This is a genomic window from Enterobacter sp. E14S, from assembly GCF_055666685.1.
In genome coordinates this window covers 74,596-95,116 of the sequence record NZ_JBVODQ010000002.1, presented here as the reverse complement: position 1 = coordinate 95,116, position 20,521 = coordinate 74,596, and the positions used below count along the sequence as shown (strand labels likewise).

14 protein-coding genes and 2 pseudogenes are annotated in these 20,521 nt (G+C 56.0%); 7 read left to right on the top strand and 9 right to left on the bottom strand.

The features are described 5' to 3' along the window. Positions 1–22 precede the first annotated feature (22 nt). The 3 genes and pseudogenes from iolG to ACZ6J2_RS05660 all read right to left on the bottom strand — a co-directional run bounded on the left by iolG (position 23) and on the right by ACZ6J2_RS05660 (position 4,740). Positions 23–1,008 (bottom strand): annotated as a pseudogene (gene iolG / locus ACZ6J2_RS05670) (inositol 2-dehydrogenase). A gap of 289 nt (positions 1,009–1,297) precedes the next feature. Next, a complete protein-coding gene (gene iolD, locus ACZ6J2_RS05665; RefSeq protein ID WP_471725119.1) occupies positions 1,298–3,223 on the bottom strand; it encodes a 3D-(3,5/4)-trihydroxycyclohexane-1,2-dione acylhydrolase (decyclizing) in 1,926 nt (641 codons plus the stop codon). Between the two features lie 11 nt (positions 3,224–3,234). After that, on the bottom strand, positions 3,235–4,740 hold the full coding sequence (locus tag ACZ6J2_RS05660; protein WP_471725118.1) for a CoA-acylating methylmalonate-semialdehyde dehydrogenase: 1,506 nt from the start codon (positions 4,738–4,740) through the stop codon (positions 3,235–3,237). A gap of 292 nt (positions 4,741–5,032) precedes the next feature. Here ACZ6J2_RS05660 and ACZ6J2_RS05655 point away from each other — a divergent pair, with 292 nt between their 5' ends. From ACZ6J2_RS05655 to ACZ6J2_RS05640, 4 genes and pseudogenes are all read left to right on the top strand, one after another. Continuing rightward, positions 5,033–5,863 carry a MurR/RpiR family transcriptional regulator gene (locus tag ACZ6J2_RS05655; RefSeq protein WP_471725116.1) on the top strand — a complete coding sequence of 277 codons (831 nt, stop codon included), beginning with the start codon at positions 5,033–5,035 and terminating at the stop codon, positions 5,861–5,863. A gap of 567 nt (positions 5,864–6,430) precedes the next feature. Then, positions 6,431–7,981 (top strand): ComEC/Rec2 family competence protein, encoded by a 1,551-nt coding sequence (locus tag ACZ6J2_RS05650; protein WP_471725114.1) that lies wholly within the window; start codon positions 6,431–6,433, stop codon positions 7,979–7,981. Between the two features lie 94 nt (positions 7,982–8,075). After that, a pseudogene (locus ACZ6J2_RS05645) lies at positions 8,076–8,349 on the top strand (integrase core domain-containing protein); the annotation flags it as partial. Positions 8,350–8,533: 184 nt separating this feature from the next. Then, a complete protein-coding gene (locus ACZ6J2_RS05640; protein WP_471725112.1) occupies positions 8,534–9,442 on the top strand; it encodes a hypothetical protein in 909 nt (302 codons plus the stop codon). Positions 9,443–9,559: 117 nt separating this feature from the next. On the opposite strand, the gene guaA is transcribed toward ACZ6J2_RS05640, so the two are convergent. Then, positions 9,560–11,137: a glutamine-hydrolyzing GMP synthase gene (guaA, locus tag ACZ6J2_RS05635; protein WP_033146195.1), complete on the bottom strand. Its 1,578-nt coding sequence runs from the start codon at positions 11,135–11,137 to the stop codon at positions 9,560–9,562. Between the two features lie 67 nt (positions 11,138–11,204). Next, positions 11,205–12,671, bottom strand: a complete 1,467-nt coding sequence (gene guaB, locus ACZ6J2_RS05630) for an IMP dehydrogenase (protein WP_023333022.1) — start codon at positions 12,669–12,671, stop codon at positions 11,205–11,207. A gap of 156 nt (positions 12,672–12,827) precedes the next feature. On the opposite strand from guaB, the gene xseA reads away from it, so the two are divergent. From xseA to ACZ6J2_RS05615, 3 genes are read left to right on the top strand one after another with little or no spacing between them, the layout of a single operon-like run. Next, positions 12,828–14,201, top strand: a complete 1,374-nt coding sequence (gene xseA, locus ACZ6J2_RS05625; protein WP_471725110.1) for an exodeoxyribonuclease VII large subunit — start codon at positions 12,828–12,830, stop codon at positions 14,199–14,201. A gap of 58 nt (positions 14,202–14,259) precedes the next feature. Beyond that, positions 14,260–15,279 (top strand): M4 family metallopeptidase, encoded by a 1,020-nt coding sequence (locus tag ACZ6J2_RS05620; protein WP_471725108.1) that lies wholly within the window; start codon positions 14,260–14,262, stop codon positions 15,277–15,279. Beyond that, complete coding sequence (locus ACZ6J2_RS05615; RefSeq protein ID WP_006811517.1) at positions 15,280–15,630, top strand: protealysin inhibitor emfourin; 351 nt, start codon at positions 15,280–15,282, stop codon at positions 15,628–15,630. Here the strand turns inward: ACZ6J2_RS05615 and ACZ6J2_RS05610 are convergent. The 4 genes from ACZ6J2_RS05610 to bamB form a co-directional block, all read right to left on the bottom strand. Next, positions 15,627–15,848, bottom strand: coding sequence for a zinc ribbon domain-containing protein (locus tag ACZ6J2_RS05610; RefSeq protein WP_202770550.1), 222 nt, complete (start codon positions 15,846–15,848; stop codon positions 15,627–15,629). The genes ACZ6J2_RS05615 and ACZ6J2_RS05610 overlap by 4 nt on opposite strands. A 55-nt stretch (positions 15,849–15,903) precedes the next feature. Next, complete coding sequence (locus ACZ6J2_RS05605; RefSeq protein WP_032659418.1) at positions 15,904–17,448, bottom strand: peptide MFS transporter; 1,545 nt, start codon at positions 17,446–17,448, stop codon at positions 15,904–15,906. Between the two features lie 300 nt (positions 17,449–17,748). Next, positions 17,749–19,221, bottom strand: a complete 1,473-nt coding sequence (der, locus tag ACZ6J2_RS05600; protein ID WP_023308811.1) for a ribosome biogenesis GTPase Der — start codon at positions 19,219–19,221, stop codon at positions 17,749–17,751. Positions 19,222–19,333: 112 nt separating this feature from the next. Next, the gene (gene bamB / locus ACZ6J2_RS05595) at positions 19,334–20,512 is read right to left on the bottom strand and encodes an outer membrane protein assembly factor BamB (protein WP_471725105.1); all 1,179 of its coding nucleotides are present in this window, start codon (positions 20,510–20,512) and stop codon (positions 19,334–19,336) included. Positions 20,513–20,521 lie beyond the last annotated feature (9 nt).

Here is a 20,521-nt window from a genome sequence, read left to right as displayed (position 1 = left end):
TCTCTGTGTAGGGTTGTTGTGTTTAGAGGACGATCTCGCGCTGGCTGCGCAGTGACTCCAGCGCTTTATCCGCAAGGTACAGCGCACGTTCACCATCATCGCCGCTGCAGTCAGGCACCGCTTCGCCGCGCAGGACCGCAACAAAGTGTTCCCATTCCGCGGCGTAAGCGGATTTGTAGCGCTGCAGGAAGAAGTGTTCCGGCAGCGCGCTGGTGCAGCCCTGTTTGCCGTAGTGCTGCACCTGGTTTCAAGAATGTTGCCCGCGCACAGCAGCCCTTCGGAGCCGTGCAGCTCCAGGCGCTGGTCGTAGCCGTAAGATGAACGGCGGCTGTTGACGATGGTTGCCATCGCGCCGGAGGCATATTTCAGAACGATAAACGCGGTATCGATATCCCCCGCCTCGCCAATCGCCGGATCCACCAGGTTGCTGCCCTGGGCATACACCGACACCGGCTCTTCGCCCATGATGAAGCGGGCCATGTCAAAGTCATGAATGGTCATATCGCGGAACATACCGCCGGAGACGCGCACGTATTCCGCAGGCGGCGGAGACGGGTCACGAGAGATGATCAGCAGCGATTCCGGTTTGCCGATGCGCCCGGCCTGCACGTCGGTTTTCACGCGGCGGAACTGCGGGTCAAAGCGGCGGTTGAAGCCGATGAACAGCGGCACGTCATACTCTTTGACCACCTTCAGGCAGTCGCGCACGCGGGCGAGGTCAAGGTGGACCGGCTTTTCGCAGAAGATGGCCTTGCCGTGGCGGGCGGCCATTTCAATCAGATCCGCGTGGGTATCGGTGGCGGAGGCGATCAGCACGGCGTGAACGTTAGGGTCGGTCATCGCCTCGTTCAGGCTCTGCTGGCGGGCCTGGTACTGCGCGGCGAGACGGGTGGCAAATTCCTGATTCGGGTCAACCACGGACCAGAGCGTGGTCGCGCCGTGGCTGGCGATGTTAGCTGCATGTACCTGGCCAATTCGGCCAGCGCCCAGTAAAGCAATGTTAAACATAACGGCTCCCGGTGTTGGTGAATGCTGTGAACTAACGACCCTATAAATAAAACATTTATTTCATTTTTATAAATAGTGAAAATTATGTTTTTGAGTGTGGGTTAACACTTTTGAGATGAATGAGATAAATTTTGTTATCAATCTCACAACATGGCGGGAGGGATGCCCCTCCATAACAAAGGGGCGAGGGAGAAAAAACCGCACCGATCCGTCCCCTCTCCCTGAGGGAGAGGGTTAGGGTGAGGGGAAAAATCAAAATGAAATGAAAATTTCGTTACGGCAGGAAATCTCAATACTGGCGGGCTTTTTTCACCTGCGCCTGCGTTTGTTCCGCAGCCTCACGCACGGCAGAAGACTCTGCCACCTGCGCGTCACCGGTTCGCCACCACGAGGCGTAGTCGTGGGTCATTGTCTTCGGCAGCACCTTGATGTCCAGCAGCGTCGGGCCCGGATGCGCCCGTGATGCCTCCAGCGCCGCCAACAGGGTTTGCTCGTCGTTCACCCGCCACGCGCGGCAGCCGTAGCTTTCCGCGTTTTGCGCAAAGTCGACCTTCACCAGCGGCCCGTCAAGGCGCCCGGTTTCCGGGTTGCGATGGCGGTTTTCCGTGCCAAAGCTGCCCATGCCGTGCCCCATCTGCAGGTTGTTAATGCAGCCGAAGCTGGCGTTATCAAACAGCAGAACGGCGATCTTAATGCCCTCCTGAACGGCGGTTTGCAGCTCGGAGTGCAGCATCATGTAGGAGCCATCCCCCACCATGGCGTACACCGGCAGTTCGGGTCTGGCGAGCTTCGCGCCGAGGGCCGCCGCAATCTCGTAGCCCATGCAGGAGTAGCCGTACTCCAGGTGATAGCTGTCCGGCGTTTTGACCTGCCAGAGACGCTGTAAATCGCCCGGCAGCGAACCGGCCGCGCCCACCACAACGGCGCTATCTTCAATATGCTGGTTGATCAGCCCCAGCACCCGCGTTTGGGTCAGGCGGGTGCTGAGCGTCTCGCCGTATTCCGCCAGCTGCGCGTCCAGGTGTCCCGCCACCTCGGGCGCGTCGTCAGGGCGCCACTGGCGATCCCACAGGCGGCGGCACTCGTCGCGCCAGGCGGACTTCGCCTCGGCTATCGCCTCTCCCCAGCCGCTGCGATACTCCTTGAGCAAGTGGGTTAATGCCGTCAGCCCGGTTTGGGCATCGGCAATCAGCGCGGTGGCGTCCAGCTTCAGGGCATCAAACTCGGCCACGTTCAGCAGCAGGAATTCAACGTCCGGGTGGGAAAAGAGCGCCTTGGAGCCGGTAGTAAAATCGGTCAGGCGCGTGCCGACGCCAATCACCAGGTCAGCCTGTGGCGCGAGCTGGTTGGCGGCCATTCCGCCCGTCACCCCTATGCCGCCCAGGTTAAGTGGGTGGTCACTTACCAGCGCCCCCTTTCCGGCCTGGGTTTCGGCAAACGGCAGCCGCAGCGTCTCGACAAATTCGCGAAACGCCTCATGCGCGCCGGAATAGCGCACGCCGCCGCCGCACACCACCAGCGGACGACGCTTGCGGGCGATCAGCGCCCGTGCCCGCGCCAGACGCTGCGAATCGGGCGGACGGCGCTCGATGTGGTGCACGCGACGCGCGAAGAAGCTCAGCGGGTAGTCCCAGGCCTCTCCCTGCACGTCCTGCGGCAGGGAGATGGTCACCGCGCCGGTATTGGCGGGGTCAGTGAGCGTTCGCATCGCGCTTAGCATCGCGCTCATCAGCTGCTCGGGGCGGTTGATGCGGTCCCAGTAGCGGGAGACCGGACGGAAGCAGTCGTTGGTGCTGATGCTGAGATCGTGATACTGCTCGATCTGCTGCAGCACCGGGTCCGGCTGGCGGCTGGCGTAGATATCGCCCGGCAACAGCAGCAGCGGGATGCGGTTCGCCGTAGCGGTGGCCGCCGCCGTGACCATATTGGCGGCGCCCGGCCCGACGGAGGAGGTGACGGCAAAAATGCGCTGACGGCGGTGCTGTTTGGCGAATCCCGTCGCCATATGGGCGATACCCTGCTCGTTGCAGCCCTGCATCACCTGCAGATGGCCCGGGTCCTGCTCCAGCGCCTGGCCGATACCGAGCACGTTGCCGTGCCCAAAGATGGTGGCCACGCCCTCCACGAAGGGCGTTTCGTTGCCGTCCACGCTGACGTACTGTTGATTAAGGAACCGGACCAGCGCCTGGGCCATGGTCATACGTTCGGTTTGCATAAAACCTCCTGTCAGCCCAGCGTTGGCATAGAGAACGCAGCGCCTGTCTCCTGCTGCATTTCCGGCCAGCGCGCGGTGATAGTTTTCATTCGGGTGTAGAAGCGCGCGCCGTCGCTGCCGTGAACGTTGAGTGCGCCAAAAATAGAGCGCTTCCAGCCGCCGAAGCTGTGGAACGCCATCGGTACCGGGATCGGCACGTTGACGCCCACCATACCCGCCTGTACCTCTTCGCAGAAACGGCGCGCATAGCCGCCGTCACGGGTGAAAATGGCCGAGCCATTACCATATTCATGGCGGTTAATCAGGTCCACCGCGCTGGCGTAATCTGCTACGCGCACCACAGAAAGCACCGGGCCGAAAATCTCTTCTTTATAGATGGTCATCTCCGGGGTGACCTTATCGAACAGCGTAGGCCCGACGAAGTAACCCTGCTCGTGGCCCTTCACGCTGAAGCCGCGACCGTCCACGCGAAGTTTCGCTCCCTGCGCTTCCCCGCTATCGATGTAGCCCAGCACCTTGCTACGGTGCACGGAGGAGATGAGCGGCCCCATTTCGTTTTCCGGCGACTGGTCCAGGCCCGGCCCGACGCGCAGCGCGGCAATCTGTTTCTCCAGCCGGGCGCAGAGGTCATCGGCGGTTTTATCCCCCACCGCCAGCACAACCGAGAGCGCCATGCAGCGTTCGCCCGCCGCGCCGTAGGCCGCGCCCATGATGGCGTTAGTAGCCATCTCCATGTCGGCATCCGGCATCAGGATGCAGTGGTTTTTCGCGCCGCCCAGCGCCTGGCAGCGCTTTCCGTGGGCGGACGCGGTCTGGTAAATGTATTCCGCAATCGGCGTGGAGCCGACAAAGCTCACCGCCTGCACGCGCGGGTCTGTCAGGAGCACGTCAACGGACTCCTTATCGCCCTGCACCACGTTGAACACGCCGTCCGGCAGGCCGGCCTCTTTCAGCAGCTGCGCCAGCGCCAGCGCGAGAGAAGGATCTTTTTCCGACGGCTTCAGCACGAAGGTGTTGCCGGTCGCCAGCGCAATCGGGAACATCCACATCGGCACCATCGCCGGGAAGTTAAACGGCGTGATCCCGGCGCAGACGCCGAGCGGCTGCATCAGCGAGTGGCTGTCGACGCCCGTGCCGACGTTCGCAGAGTGTTCACCCTTTTGCAGATGCGGGATGCCGCAGGCAAATTCCACCACCTCCAGGCCGCGGGTCAGTTCGCCCACCGCGTCGGAGAAGACCTTGCCGTGCTCTTCGCTGATGATGCGGGCCAGGCGCTCCATGTTCTCTTCCAGCAGCGCCTTGAAGCGGAACATCACGCGCGCGCGCTTAAGCGGAGCATGGCGCGCCCACGCCGGAAACGCCTGCTGCGCGGCGGCAATCGCCTGCTCCGTTTCCTGCGCCGTACTCATCACCACCTGGCGGATCTGCTCACCGGTGGCCGGGTTGAAGATCGCCTGAACGCGCTGGCCTGAACCGGTGACACATTCGCCGTGAATAAAATTCGCTACCGTCTCCATCCTTAACCTCTCGCTGTTGATACGTGACTGTTACCTGAACACTGTGTACTGAACACTATATATGAAACAAATATTCCATTTTAAGTTGAAATAAAATAAATGATGATTATTGTGATCAAGGATGGATTTTTATGTTAACAGCCAACAACACTGACGCAGCGTGCGCTATTAAGGGATTTCGGGCGAGGAAATGACTGAAGTTTCTGTTTCATTTTTGCTGCCAGATGGATGGCCGACATTTAAAAGACGCGGTTTTGCGTTTAGAATCATAAGACTGTATTTGGGGGATAAGATGACGACAGCAACCAGCCTGAACGAACTGCAGCAGCAAATCCGCGATCGCTACGATAGCCTGAGCAAGAGGCTGCAGCAGGTCTCCCGCTACGTGCTGGATAACACCAACAGCGTGGCCTTTGATACGGTTGCCGTCATTGCCGAGCGCGCCGACGTGCCGCCCTCGACGCTGATCCGCTTTGCCAACGCCTTTGACTTCACCGGCTTCAACGAAATGAAACAGCTGTTTCGCATGAACCTGGTGGAGGAGACCGCCAGCTACAGCGACCGCGCGCGGCTGTTTCGCGAGATGGAGAGCGAGGCCGTGCCGGAAACGCCGCTCGATATCCTGCAGGAGTTCGCCCGCTCGAACGCCCAGGCGCTACAGCAGCTGGCCGCCCGCGCCGAGCCGGAAATGCTGGAGCGCGCGGTGCATCTATTGGCCGACGCCGACACCATCTACATCGCCGGGCTGCGCCGCTCCTTTAGCGTTGCCGCGTATCTGACCTACGCCCTGAGCCACCTGGAGTGTCGCCCTATCCTGCTCGACGGGATGGGCGGGATGCTGCGCGAGCAGATCAGCCGCATTAAGGCGCGCGACATCGTGGTGTCGATCAGCTTCTCGCCGTACGCGGAAGAGACGGTGATGGTCAGCGAAACCGCCGCCAGCGTCAGCGCTCGGCAGATCGTGATTACGGACAGCCAGATAAGCCCGCTGGCGACGTTCAGCGATCTCTGCTTTGTGGTGAAAGAGGCGCAGGTGGATGCGTTCCGGTCACAGTCGGCAACGCTGTGCCTGGTGCAGTCGCTGGTGGTGGCGCTGGCGTATCGGTTGGGAGAGGGGAAGTAAGGCAATAAAAACCCCCCTGCACAGGCAGAGGGTTTGGTTGTTAATTCAGCGGGAAATTACTCCCACACAATTACCAATAACAATAAAAAACATTATAAAACAACACTATGGTAATCACACGCTACTCAACACCATGAAAAATACCCTTGTAGAAATGCATGGCAGCAAGGATAGCATTGTAACGGAGTGTAATCGGGTTTATGGTCAACGCATAGTGTCACGCATCCGCCAACCACGGGAATTCGCATTCAAGGCCTAATGTCCGGGCCAGTCTGATTGCGGTTTTTAAGATTGTTCCACCAGAAGGAAGATATGCGGCGATTCCAGTCGTTTGCGAATGTCGGCTTACTGGAAGTCATTCTATACAACAGTCACCGGACGTTCGTACACTTCACGTTTGCCGCAATAGAGGTGCATTAAAGCTAACCTTATCTGATACAGCCCTGTGCTAATTGCATGGCAACAAGCTTGGCCCGTTTACATTTATCAAATGACGTCGTACGGCACACATAACATAATATGTCAGCCACTGTTCGATGACTCAACAATTCTGAAAAAGGGAGGCGCATGAATCGCCATTTCAAAAGGGACTTTGACGACCGTGTCAAATTGCCACAAAGTGTATTTGGGCGGGTAGACCATGTCGTTACGTCAGGGCCTCCGGCCAACATTGTGCTAATTGCAGTTGATGCAATTGACGTCAAGTGGCTGAACGACCAGGCAAAACAAGACCCGCGATTTGACATCAATAGTCCTATAAAAGCAGCTGGGGCTTGGAAGAGCCAAGGCTTCCCAACACCCGGAACTCCGAGCATCTTTGAAAGCGCCCCACTATTTCGCATTGAAGTAGAATTAGATGCCAGAACAAATCCATTTGAACTGCCATTCTTGCCTGACTATGACGGACTAAATACGAACAAGGGTACGCAGGCTTTAGAGGGCGCATGGTTTAAGTTCGAGGTGTCTGCAACCCACCGTAAAGGGTTCACGCCTGCGCTAATCTATCCAGGCTTGTTCGCCACGCCAATTTCTGCGTTTGTTCAGGGAACAATGCCGACACCTGTTCACGCCAATGCTCTGGCAGGAATATTTTCGTTGCAGCATTTCCCAAAAATATCAGAAGCTTGTCTTCAAGCTACTCTCAACGAAACTCGCGCAGACAAGCTCGCTGTCTACGATGTTGGACAGGGAAACGCAAACGCTTTACTCAATGCGAATTCACCCATCACTTGTCATCCGCTGCCGTCGCTATACTTTGACCTTGGTGCTGGGGTATATCGTAACAAGCACACAACGCCGACTCCCCTGCTTTTCTGCTTTACACTCTGCCCGCCAATTATACTGTCACACTGGGATGCAGATCATTGGGCTGGAGCGTACGCGACTGGAGTCAGTACTCCGCCAACCTACCCCGCACTTCTGCGCACATGGATTGCGCCACTACAAACCGTCGGACCACTGCACATTGCCTTTGCAAATGACATCATTGCCCAAGGTGGCAAACTATACATCTACAACCCGCCCCCGGGAAAGATTAATAAGGTCGCACTCTCTAAGAGGACTGAACTCCGATTGGCGCTCGGAACCGGGAATGGCAGAAACGACACTGGAATTGTTGCGGTAGTGGAGAACAGAAATCTAAGTCCTAGTAGAACCTGGCTTCTAACTGGCGACTGCAACTATACGCACATCGAGCCCTCATTAGCACCTAAAAACCCTATAGCTGTGGTAGTCCCTCATCATGGAGCAAACCTAAATGGAGGAACCGCTGCACCAAAACCATTCCGCGGTGTAAACGAGTACTGCCGCCTGCTCTATTCGTTCGGCCCCGACAATGCACACGGGGCAACAGGTGTCCGCCACCCGACGCTCAACACGGCGACACTAAATATAGGGGCTGGGTGGGATCATGGAGCATGGCACTTACCCGCTCCGGCTGATAAGGACCCTAACTCCGTCGATGACGTCAGAGCGACCGCACGACATACTGTTGCTGGAGCCGCCGGCGCAAATCTTGGTGGTATCCTGGTGGGCTGGAACGGCCTTCCCGCATTATTCAAGCCCCCATGCGGGGGGGGTATAAGCATCCAGTGCACCACAACACCAGTACTGAGCTAGATGCAGCCCGAATATGTGTGTCTATCGACGTACACGGTCTGGAATCTTGCTTGCTTCTCTGAGTGTAAATTGCATATACGGAGTAGTGGGTGCAGGTCAGGAGTTCACTTGCCGTGCACTGGATCAATGTGCCTTTGAGTGTGGTGTTGAGTTGCGCTTAATCCAGCCGGGCAAGCCAACGCAGAACGGATTTGTTGAGAGCTTTAACGGACGATTTCGCGATGAATGTCTGAATGAGCACTGGTTCAGCGATATGGGAAATCATTAATAACTGGTAGCGGGATTATAACGAGTGCCATCCACATTCAATACTGAATTATCAGACGCCATCAGAGTTTGCAGCACGGTGGCGAAATGGAAAATGTTAAGGTAAACAAACTGCCCCTACTAACTGACGATTGTGTCTAATACTAGGGGCAGATCAATCAGTCCCACAACGATCCCTAGCGGATTTTTACCACTCTAGTCTTTTGAACAATTCCCTTGATGTATAAATGTTAAGCAAAGTATAATTACTGGACGTGGAAAAATAATTGATATGCTATGGATACAATGAATATTGGATTAACTGAAATATTATCATTTGCTGCATTAATTGTATCGGTATTCAGTATGCTGTATGCAAAAAAGCAAAGTGATTTTGCAAAGAGAAATCATTTTAATGACTATCGATCTCATTTATCTCAATCTCATCTGGCATATAGAAAAGCACTAATTAAAACACAAAACAAACATAAAAATGATCTTCTTGAATTAAGTAGACTTGCTGGGGAAACATTAGTAAAAATAGTTAACCATTTCGACCAATATGACACCAATCAACATGCAGAGAGATATCTAAGACATTTACTGCATGAAAGTTCAGAAATGGTTTTCCGTACATTCCAGGGGCAACTTGCCTGGCAAACTGCAGAAAACATATCACATAGATTTCACCAAATATCTTTTATTGAGGATAATCTCAATCCAGTTAAAAATATATTTGGAGATTGCTCTTTCAGGGAGGAAATCAATTTAAAGTATCATTTAGAACCAAATGCATATCTAGAGGCGGATTTAGTGAATGATACTTACTTTTGCAATCTGGTTCTAGAGATGAAAGCAAGACTTGATCAATCTAAACTAAAAGAGTTGATGAGCAACATTCAAAAAGAAATTATTAACTTCAATACGTTGCACAACAATCTAAAAGCCAATCTTTCCATAAGTGCTAATTACCTTGACGATTTAATCCATCAGGGAAATAAAGAGCACTTCAAACTGAGAGAATCCCCACAACTTTACTCTGAAATGAAAAGAACAAAAACACAATTGAGAACATTAGGTTATATAAACATGCCTGAGGGCTTAGATAAGTCTTTAAGTGGGAAGGTTTATTTCTCAATATCCAAAAGTATCCATTTATGTGCTCTCCTTCATGCAATACAATGTTTATATTCATGGGGCTGGGACTATGAATAATAAAGTATTCTTAATTTAATACGGGAATTTAAATCTTTCATATTATTAAAAAGAACACCAATAGATAAAATTTATTGGTGTTCTTTTATCAAGTCAGGCAATTAAAAAGTCACCCACTCACTCCCACTCAATCGTAGCCGGTGGCTTACCGCTGATGTCATATACGACCCGCGATATACCATTGACTTCATTAATTATTCTGTTAGACACGCGGCCTAAGAAGTCATACGGCAGGTGCGCCCAGTGCGCGGTCATGAAGTCGATGGTTTCCACCGCACGCAGGGAAACAACCCAGTCGTACTTACGGCCATCGCCCATCACGCCGACGGAGCGAACCGGCAGGAACACGGTGAACGCCTGGCTTACCTTGTTGTACAGGTCAGCTTTGTGCAGCTCTTCGATGAAGATCGCGTCCGCGCGACGCAGCAGGTCGCAGTACTCTTTCTTCACTTCGCCCAGCACGCGCACGCCCAGACCCGGACCCGGGAACGGGTGACGGTAGAGCATGTCGTACGGCAGACCCAGTTCCAGACCGATCTTACGCACTTCGTCTTTGAACAGCTCGCGCAGCGGTTCAACCAGGCCCATCTTCATCTCTTTCGGCAGGCCGCCCACGTTGTGGTGAGATTTGATGACGTGTGCTTTACCGGTTGCGGAGGCAGCAGACTCGATCACGTCAGGGTAGATAGTGCCCTGCGCCAGCCACTTCACGTCTTCCAGCTTCAGCGCCTCTTCGTCGAATACTTCCACGAACACGCGGCCGATGATCTTACGTTTCGCTTCCGGATCGTTCTCGCCTTTCAGCGCGTCCAGGAAGCGCTGCTCGCCTTCCACGTGAATGATGTTCAGACCGAAGTGGTCGCCGAACATGTCCATGACCTGCTGGGCTTCGTTCAGACGCAGCAGACCGTTGTCCACGAAGACGCAGGTCAGGTTTTTGCCGATGGCGCGGTGCAGCAGCATCGCGGTCACGGAGGAGTCCACGCCGCCGGAGAGGCCGAGGATCACTTTGTCATCGCCAACCTGCTGGCGGATACGCTCAACGGCGTCGTCGATGATTTTTGCCGGGGTCCACAGGGCTTCACACTGGCAGATGTCGCGCACGAAGCGCTCCAGCATGCGCATACCCTGACGGGTGTGGGTCACTTCCGGGTGGAACTGCACGCCGTAGAAGCGTTTTTCTTCGTTCGCCATGATGGCGAACGGGCAGCTTTCGGTGCTGGCAACGGTCACGAAGTCAGACGGGATGGCGGTCACTTTGTCGCCGTGGCTCATCCACACGTCCAGCAGCGGTTTGCCGTCTGCGGTCAGGGAGTCTTCGATACCGCGCACCAGCGCGCTGTCGGTGACGACTTCTACCTGTGCGTAGCCAAACTCGCGCTCGTTAGAGCCTTCTACGTGGCCGCCCAGCTGCATTGCCATGGTCTGCATACCGTAGCAAACGCCGAATACCGGCACGCCAGCTTCGAACACGTACTGCGGCGCGCGCGGGCTGTTCTCTTCGGTGGTACTTTCCGGGCCGCCGGACAGGATGATGCCGCTTGGATTGAATTCGCGAATCTGTGCTTCCGTGACATCCCACGCCCACAGCTCACAGTAAACGCCCAGTTCACGTACGCGACGCGCCACCAGCTGAGTGTACTGAGAACCGAAGTCCAGGATGAGAATGCGATGTTTATGAATGTTTTCCGTCATTGACGCTAATTCCGAGGCAAGTGAAACAAAAACAGAGCGCCCGGCAGAAGCCGGGCGCGGAAACTTATCAGGAGCCCAGACGGTAGTTCGGGGACTCTTTGGTGATCGTCACGTCGTGAACGTGGCTCTCCTGGATACCCGCACCGCTGATGCGTACGAATTCCGCTTTAGTACGCAGCAGGTCAATGGTACCACAGCCGGTCAGCCCCATACAGGAGCGCAGGCCGCCCATCTGCTGGTGAATGATCTCTTTCAGACGGCCTTTATAGGCAACGCGACCTTCGATACCTTCCGGTACCAGTTTGTCAGCGGCGTTATCGGTCTGGAAGTAACGGTCAGAGGAGCCTTTGGACATCGCGCCCAGGGAGCCCATACCGCGGTAAGATTTGTAAGAACGGCCCTGGTAGAGTTCGATTTCACCCGGGGATTCTTCGGTACCGGCCAGCATGGAGCCTACCATTACGGCAGCTGCGCCCGCGGCGATCGCTTTGGCGATGTCGCCTGAGAAGCGGATACCGCCGTCAGCGATAACCGGAATACCGGTGCCTTCCAGCGCTTCAACCGCGTCAGACACGGCGGTGATCTGCGGAACGCCCACGCCGGTGACGATACGGGTAGTACAGATGGAGCCAGGGCCGATACCCACTTTCACCGCGCTGCAACCAGCGTCGGCCAGCGCGCGAGCGCCTGCGCCGGTGGCCACGTTACCGCCGATGATCTGCAGGTCAGGGTATTTAGCACGGGTATCACGAATACGCTGCAGAACGCCTTCGGAGTGGCCGTGCGAGGAGTCAATCAGCAGGACGTCAACGCCCGCAGCAACCAGCGCGTCAACGCGCTCTTCGTTACCGGCGCCAGCGCCAACCGCAGCGCCAACGCGCAGACGGCCATGCTCGTCTTTACAGGCGTTAGGCTTACGTTCTGCTTTCTGGAAATCTTTAACGGTGATCATGCCGCGCAGGTGGAAGCTGCTGTCAACAACCAGCGCTTTTTCAACGCGTTTTTCGTGCATTTTTGCCAGCACCACGTCGCGGGTTTCACCTTCGCGAACGGTGACCAGACGCTCTTTTGGCGTCATGTAGACGCTAACAGGCTGGTTCAGGTCAGTCACGAAACGCACGTCACGACCGGTGATAATACCGACCAGTTCGTTCTCTTCGGTCACAACCGGGTAACCGGCGAAGCCATTACGTTCGGTCAGGGCTTTCACTTCGTGCAGCGTGGTGGTTGGCAGAACGGTCTGTGGGTCAGACACGATGCCGGATTCATGCTTCTTCACGCGGCGAACTTCTTCCGCCTGACGTTCGATAGACATGTTTTTGTGAATAAAGCCAATGCCACCTTCCTGTGCCAGGGCGATAGCCAGGCGCGCTTCAGTCACGGTGTCCATTGCCGCAGAGAGCATAGGAATGTTCAGGCGAATGGTTTTCGTCAACTGCGTGCTGAGATCGGCAGTATTCGGCAGAACAGTGGAGTGAGCGGGAACGAGGAGGACGTCGTCAAACGTCAGTGCTTCTTTAGCGATACGTAGCATGGGCAATATCTCTGACCTGGGTGGTTAAATATTGCCGTGGCATTATACAGAGCGTAACCGATTGCATCTACACTTTTTATAAAAAGCTTGCGATTGCCTCTCAGCAGGTTACTATCGACTGAATAACTTGCTGATTTAGAATTTGATCCCGCTCACATGTTATCCTCTCAATCCCCCTCAATTTATACCGTCAGCCGCCTGAATCAGACGGTGCGTTTGCTGCTTGAGCAGGAAATGGGGCAGGTCTGGATCAGCGGTGAGATCTCTAACTTCACGCAGCCGTCCTCCGGTCACTGGTACTTTACCTTAAAAGACGACACCGCCCAGGTGCGCTGCGCGATGTTCCGCAACAGCAACCGCCGCGTGACGTTCCGCCCTCAGCACGGCCAGCAGGTTCTGGTTCGCGCCAATATCACCCTGTATGAGCCGCGCGGCGATTATCAGATTATCGTCGAGAGCATGCAGCCCGCGGGCGAAGGCCTGCTGCAGCAGAAGTATGAACAGTTAAAAGCCCGCCTCTCTGCCGAAGGGCTGTTCGACCAGCAGTACAAAAAGACGCTGCCCTCACCTGCCCACTGCGTTGGGGTCATCACCTCGAAAACCGGTGCGGCACTGCACGATATTTTGCACGTGCTGAAGCGTCGCGACCCTTCCCTGCCCGTCATCATCTACCCGACCGCCGTTCAGGGTGACGATGCGCCGGGCCAGATAGTTCGCGCCATTGAACTGGCGAACGCGCGTCAGGAGTGCGACGTATTAATCGTCGGGCGCGGCGGCGGCTCGCTGGAAGACTTGTGGAGCTTTAACGACGAGCGCGTGGCGCGGGCAATCTTTGCAAGCCTTATCCCCGTGGTGAGCGCCGTCGGCCACGAAACTGACGTAACGATAGCCGATTTTGTCGCGGACCTGCGCGCCCCTACGCCGTCTGCGGCGGCGGAAGTGGTCAGCCGCAACCAGCTGGAGCTGCTGCGTCAGATTCAGAACGGCCAGCAGCGTCTTGAGATGGCGATGGACTACTTCCTTGCCAACCGTACCCGCCGCTTTACCCAGCTTCATCATCGTCTTCAGCAGCAGCACCCGCAGCTGCGTCTGGCGCGTCAGCAGACCGTGCTGGAGCGCCTGCGTCAGCGCATGAATTTCGCGCTGGATAGTCAGCTTAAGCGCGCGGTATCGCGCCAGCAGCGCGTGACGCAGCGCCTGAACCAGCAGAACCCGCAGCCAAAAATTTATCGCGCGAAAACGCGGATCCAGCAGCTGGAGTATCGTCTGGCGGAGAGCGTCCGGGCGCGTCTGAGCACCACCCGCGAACGTTTTGGCAATGCGGTGACCCATCTTGAAGCGGTCAGCCCCCTCTCCACGCTGGCGCGCGGCTATAGCGTGACGACGGCGACGGACGGCAAAGTGCTGAAGCAGACCAAACAGGTGAACGCTGGTGATGTGCTGACGACGCGTCTTTCCGACGGCTGGGTAGAAAGCGAAGTGAAATCAATTAAACCGGTGAAAAAGACGCGTCAGCGTAAAACCGGATAATTCTTCGCCGGTTACTTACTATACTGCTGCTATTCCCTTTTTTAATAAGGAGAGCAGCATGCCCCATCTTCATAGCGTTATTCCCCCTTATATTCTTCGTCGTATTATCGAAAGCGGTTCCGAGCCGCAGCAGCGCTGTGCCCGTCAGACCTTAACCCATGTCCAGACGCTGATGGCCCATATGCCGGGCAAACCCGCCGCGCCGCACGTGAATAAAGCCGGACAGCTGGAGCGCGATATTTACGACGCGAAGCAAACCCAGGAGCTGCCGGGTACGCAGGTGCGTTACGAAGGCCAGCCGTCGAACGGCGATGTGGCGGTGGATGAAGCCTATAACTATTTAGGTATTACCCATGATTTCTTCTGGAAAGAATATCAGCGTGATTCGCTCGATAATAAAGGGCTTATTTTGACCGGCACCGTGCATTACGGCCGGGAATATCAGAACGCCTTCTGGAACGGTCAGCAGATGGTATTTGGCGACGGCGACGGGGAAATATTTAACCGCTTTACCATCGCTATCGACGTGGTGGCGCACGAGCTGAGCCACGGTGTGACCGAGACCGAAGCCGGGCTTATCTATTTTGAGCAGTCGGGCGCGCTGAACGAGTCTCTGTCGGACGTGTTTGGCTCACTGGTCAAACAGTACCATCTGAAGCAAACCGCCGATAAAGCTGACTGGCTCATTGGCGAAGGGCTGCTGGCGAAAGGGATTAACGGTAAAGGGCTGCGCTCGATGTCTGAACCCGGCACCGCCTATGACGATCCCCTGCTCGGCAAAGACCCGCAGCCTGCGCACATGAAAGATTTCATTAAAACGCGCGAGGATAACGGCGGCGTGCATCTGAACTCCGGCATCCCCAACCGGGCATTTTATCTGGCCGCGACGGCGATCGGCGGCTACGCCTGGGAAAAAGCGGGTTATGCCTGGTACGACACGGTTTGCGATCGCAATCTGGCGCAGGATGCGGATTTTGAGGCCTTCGCAAAACTGACGATCGCGCACGGAGAGAAACGCTCCGGCGCCGACGCTGGTGCGGCCATTAAACAAGCCTGGGAACAGGTGGGAGTGTTGTAAATGCAGGTTCCGGAACTGACGGATGACGCCGTGGTTGAGCTGGCCCGGGAAGGCGGCGTCGCTTTTATTCCCAAGCTGAGCGGACAGCGCACCATCGCGCTCTCCTCGCTCAATGAGGCCCAGCGCCAGCGTCTGGTGAGCATCCTGGAGCAGGCTTTTCCACGCGGCCAGCCGCCCGGGCAAGCCTCTTCACCCGGCAGCGGCGACCAGCGCTATTTCCGCATCCAGATTATCTGGACCGGGCAAAATCAGGCGCACTACGCCGATATCATCGTGCTGGTGCCCGAGCAGGAAGCCCCCGAGTCGCTGGTCGAGCTGTGGCAGAAAGGCGAAGGCTGCGTGTGCGATTAACCTTCGGCCCGAACAAACTCCACGCGTTTTTTAGAGATAAGGCCGTGGCCGTTCTGGCAGAAATAGTCCACCGCCCCGCAGGCTTTTAATACCTGGAGTGGCTGATGGCACTCCGGGCAGCGGGCTTCAAGCGCAATATCTTTATTACAGCTGTCGCAGTGCGCTACCCCGTTCTGGGGCTCCAGCGGTGACTGGCATTCCGGGCAGGTAATCGACATATTCTCTCCTGTTGGGTTTTACCGGGGCATAACGCCGCCCCGGCAAGTCCGAGGTTTACGAGGCGTTAGCCGCCGGTTTAGTCTGCGCATTTTCCAGCATGCGGCGTACCGGCACAATGAGGACGATCAGTACCGCGGCACAAATCAGCAGCGCGACGGAGCAGCGCGCAAAGAGATCCGGCAGCATATCCAGCTGGTCGGCCTTCACGTGGCCGCCAATCAGGCCCGCCGCCAGGTTACCCAACGCGCTCGCACAGAACCACAGCCCCATCATCTGGCCGCGCATTCTTTCCGGCGCAAGCAGCGTCATGGTCGCCAGGCCAATCGGACTCAGGCACAGTTCGCCGAGCGTCAGCATCAGGATGCTGCCCACCAGCCAGAACGGCGATACGCCCGCTCCACCGCTGCTCAGCACGTTCTGTGCCGCCAGCATCATCAGGCCAAAGCCTGCCGCCGCGCACAAAATACCAATAACGAACTTGGTGATGCTGCTCGGGCGAATGTTTTTGCTCGCGAGCTTCGGCCATGCCCAGCTAAACACCGGAGCCAGCAGAATGATGAACAGGGCGTTGATTGACTGGAACCACACCGCCGGGATTTCGAAATCACCAATCATGCGGTTAGTGTAGTCGTTGGCAAACAGGTTAAACGAGGTTGGCTTCTGCTCAAAGGCGGACCAGAAGAACGCCGCGGAGATCAGCAGAATAAAGCAGACCAACAGCCTGGCGCGCTCTTTACGGTTCAGCCCCGCAAAGACAAACAGATAAATAAAGTAGAGGGCAACGGATGCCGCAATCACGTAGACCAGCACGCTGGCTACCGCGACCGGGTTAATCACAATCACGCCCTGCGCAATCAGCGTCACGATCGTTGCCACGCCTGCCGCCAGCGCCAGCAGCCAAACGCCCACGCCGTTACGCTTCACCACCGGGCTGTTCCATGTAGAGTCGAGGCCGACTTCGCCGTCATAGCGTTTCATCGCCGGAACGGCAAACACGCGGAAGATAATCAGCGCCACCAGCATCCCGATGCCGCCAATACCAAAGCCCCAGTGCCAGCCGTGGGTTTTAATCAGCCAGCCGGAAATCAGCGGCGCGATGAACGAGCCCATGTTGATGCCCATATAGAACAGCGAGAAACCGCCGTCACGACGCGCGTCGCCTTTTTTATACAGGGTGCCGACCATCACCGAGATACAGGTCTTAAACAGCCCGGAGCCAAGCACGATGAACATCAGGCCGATAAAGAACAGGTTGTTCCCCATCACCGCTGAGAGCGCGATCGACAGGTGTCCGAGCGCAATCAGGATCGAGCCGTACCAGACGGCTCTCTGCTGACCGAGCCAGTTATCGGCCAGCCAGCCGCCCGGCAGCGCGGCCAGGTACATGGTACCGGCAAAGATACCGACAATCGCCGAGGCGTTTTCACGCGCCAGGCCCATCCCGCCGTCATAGACGGTGGCGGCCATAAACAGGATCAGTAACGGACGAATGCCGTAAAACGAGAAGCGCTCCCACATCTCGGTGAAGAACAGGGAACCGAGCGGATACGGATGGCCGAAGAACGTTCGGCTCTCTTTTTGATTAACAGTGGATTGCATAATTCTCCCGAAAGGTATGTCGTCGTGCTTGTAAACACCAGCAGGTACGCCGGCCAGTTACGTATCTGGCCGATTTTTTACATGCGGCGAAAAGTTAGTTAACCATTTGATAACCAGGCGCTAGTTTTGTCTAGTACCGGACCCTGGACTTTAAGATGAAAATTCGACGATTGTCTACTTTCTTAGATTTAAACTTGGTTAAAAGTGAATAGTGATTGACTTCACACAGAGAAAACCGGCGGTATGATTTGGCAAAAAAAAGCCCGCGATAAACGCGGGCTTTCGTGAAGCAGGTAAAGCTTATTTGCTTTTCTTAATGTGCTTAATCAAGCGCTTACGCTTACGCATCTGGTTTGGTGTCAGAGTGTTGCGCTTGTTGGCAAACGGGTTTTCCCCTTCCTTGAACTGGATACGGATAGGCGTGCCCATTACGTCCAACGATTTACGGAAGTAGTTCATCAGATAGCGCTTGTAGGAATCCGGCAGGTCTTTCACCTGGTTGCCGTGAATTACTACGATTGGCGGGTTATAACCACCGGCGTGGGCATATTTCAGCTTCACGCGACGGCCGCGCACCAGCGGCGGCTGATGGTCTTCAGCAGCCATATTCATGATGCGGGTCAGCATCGCGGTGCTCTGACGACGGGTGGAGCTATCGTACGCTTCACGCACGGATTCGAACAGGTTACCCACACCGCTGCCGTGCAGCGCCGAGATAAAGTGCACGCGGGCGAAGTCGATAAAGCCCAGACGGAAGTCGAGGGTCTCTTTCACCTGCTCGCGCACTTCATTGCTCAGGCCATCCCACTTGTTGACCACGATAACCAGTGAGCGCCCACTATTGAGGATAAAGCCGAGCAGAGAGAGGTCCTGATCGGAGATACCTTCGCGTGCGTCGATGACCAGCAGCACTACGTTGGCATCTTCGATCGCCTGCAGGGTTTTGATAACGGAGAATTTTTCCACCACATCGGTGATTTTCCCGCGCTTACGCACCCCGGCGGTGTCGATGAGGACATACTCGCGCTCGTCGCGCTGCATAGGGATGTAGATACTGTCACGGGTGGTGCCAGGCATGTCGTAAACGACCACGCGCTCTTCACCCAGAATACGGTTAGTAAGCGTAGACTTACCTACGTTTGGACGACCCACGATGGCCAGCTTGATCGGCAGGTCCTGCGGGTTGAAGTCGTCTTCAGGCTCTTCTTCGCCCTCTTCTCCGTCTTCGAACTGCGCCCAGTATTCAGCGTCTTCGTCCACCTCTTCCGGCGGGTTTACTTCGTCAACCCACGGCAGCAGAACGGTTTCCAACAGGCTGGTGACGCCACGGCCATGCGATGCCGCAATCGGGTAGATTTCACCCAGGCCCAGAGACCAGAAATCCGCGACGGCCTGATCGGCATCGATGCCGTCAGTTTTGTTCGCCACCAGGAAGGTCGGCTTTTCGCGTGAACGCAGGTGTTTGGCAATAGCGGAGTCTGCCGGCATCAGGCCAGCGCGCGCATCCACCATAAACAGCACCACATCCGCTTCTTCAATCGCCAGCAGCGACTGTTCCGCCATGCGGGTTTCAACGCCGTCTTCTGTGCCGTCAATACCACCGGTATCAATACAGATGAACTCACGTCCTTCCACCTCTGCACGACCGTACTTACGGTCACGCGTCAGCCCCGGGAAATCCGCAACCAGCGCATCACGGGTGCGTGTTAAACGGTTAAAAAGAGTGGATTTTCCAACGTTAGGGCGCCCGACAAGCGCGACCACAGGTACCATGTTTGAAGCCTCATAAAATTCAAAATAACGTCGCTTTCGCGGCGTTTTTAAAAATGTCAAAACGGCTCCTGAGTGAACAGGAGCCGTTTAGTATACTACAACCGCCGGGTAATTAACGCGTGATCGCGTACAGCGTGCCGTCTTTTGCCTGAATCAGCAGTTTGCCGTCGGCCACAACCGGATCGGTCAGGAAACCAGAACTGTCGACTTTTTGCTGTGCAACAAAGCGGCCGTTATCCGGATCGATCCAGTGCATATACCCTTCGCTGTCGCCAACCACCAGGCTACCGTTGTACAGTGCCGGAGCAGTCAGCAGACGGTGCAGCAGATCGCTTTGCGTCCACAGCGTTACGCCGCCTTCGGTGCTCAGCGCCAGCAGACGGTCGTTCTGATCGACCATATAGATGCGGTTGCCCTCAACGATGAAATCGTTCACAGAGCCCAGCTCACGTTTCCACATGATCTGGCCGCTGCGCAGATCCAGCGCGGTCAGGTTGCCGTTATAGGCCAGCGCGTAAACCACACCGTTAACGATGACCGGCGTTGTATCTACGTCGCTCAGACGGTCAATTTCCGTTGAGCCAGTAGCCTGAGAGATACGCTGCTGCCAGATCATCTGGCCCTGCTGCATCAGCACTGCGCTCACGCGACCGTTGTCACCGCCCACAATGGCAGCACCAAATGCGGTAGCCGGTGCGGATTCGCCGCGCAGAGAGAGCGCAGGCATATCCAGGTTAACGGTCCATTTCACCAGACCGTCAGCTTCGTTCAGCGCCTGCAGCTGGCCGTTGCTGGTATGAATCAGCACCAGGCCGTCGCTCACCACCGGACGAGACAGGGATTCACCCGCCACGGTTGTTTGCCAGGCAATCGAGCCGTCGCTGCTGTTCAGCGCATAAACCTGCGCTTTTTCGCTGCCCACGTAAACATGGCCACCGGCAACGGTCAGACCGCCAGAGAGCAGTGCAGGTTTACGGGAGAACCAGCCGTCTTTTTCCGCCAGGTTAACGGACCATACTTCTTTCCCGTCATCGGCGTTCACCGCTTTCACGGTACCTTTGCGGTCAGCGGCATAGACAACGCTGTCTGCAAACGCAGGATGAAGGTTGGAATAGAAATCACCAATTCCATTGCCCACGGAGACATCCCACGCGGTGGATGGGGTAAACTGGTTTTCAACCGTCGGCAGTGGGGACATTTTCACAACGTCTTCTTCGCCACTGAACAGTGAACAACCACTCAATAACGTAACAGAAAGCAGTCCTGGCAGAAGTAATTTACGCAATTGCATCGGGTCCCT